This window comes from Geodermatophilus sp. SYSU D00815 (assembly GCF_054050035.1).
Genome location: NZ_JBJGYO010000065.1, coordinates 1 through 752, shown reverse-complemented (window position 1 = coordinate 752; position 752 = coordinate 1). Strand labels below are relative to the sequence as shown.

The 752-nt window shown below is 73.3% G+C and carries 1 protein-coding gene; it reads left to right on the top strand.

Features of this window, described 5'->3' with window-relative positions; genetic code table 11:
- The coding region (locus ACI78S_RS25100) for a hypothetical protein (RefSeq protein ID WP_456977710.1) at positions 1-752 on the top strand (752 nt) is incomplete at both ends.

Sequence of the window (752 nt, the reverse complement as noted above, 5' to 3'; positions counted from 1 at the left end):
ACGCGCAAGCCGACCGGTCGGGTGCCGTGGCCGTGCATCCTGCTGGAGGGCGAGGAGAAGGCGGGCAAGAGCTGGGCGCTGGCGGAGTTCTCCGCCAGCGACCGGATCGGCGCGCTGTACTGGATCGACCTGAACGAGGGCGCCGGCGACGAGTACGGCGCCATCCCCGGCGCCCGCTACCAGCTGGTCGAGCACGACGGCTCCTACGCCGCGGTGCTGGCCGCGGTGCAGGCGGTCAAGGCCGAGGCCCGCCGGGCCACCGACGCCGGCGAGGCGCCGGTGGTGCTGGCCATCGACACCGGCTCGGCGATCTGGGACGGGCTCAAGGACTGGGCCAGCGAGCGGGCGGCGCGCTCGGCGCGCAACCGCGAGCTGCTCAAGCGCGATCCGCACGCCGAGATCACCATCACCCAGAACCTGTGGAACGACGCCGGCGCGCGCTGGCGCAAGCTGCAGACCGAGCTGCTCACCTTCCCCGGGATCGTGGTGGTCACCGCCCGCGGCAAGGAGGTCACCGAGGTCGACGCCCAGGGCCGGCCGATCGAGGGCCGCAAGACCTGGTCGGTGCAGACCCACCGGGAGTTCCCCTACGCGGCCAGCGTGTGGCTGCGGCTGCGCCGCGGCCACCGACCGCTGCTGGTCGGCGCCCGCAGCGTGCACGTGGGGATCAAGCCCAACGACGACCCGGCCAAGGAGATCACCGACCGCAACGCCACCGGCCGGCTGCTCGAATGGCTCGTCTTCGACGCGCT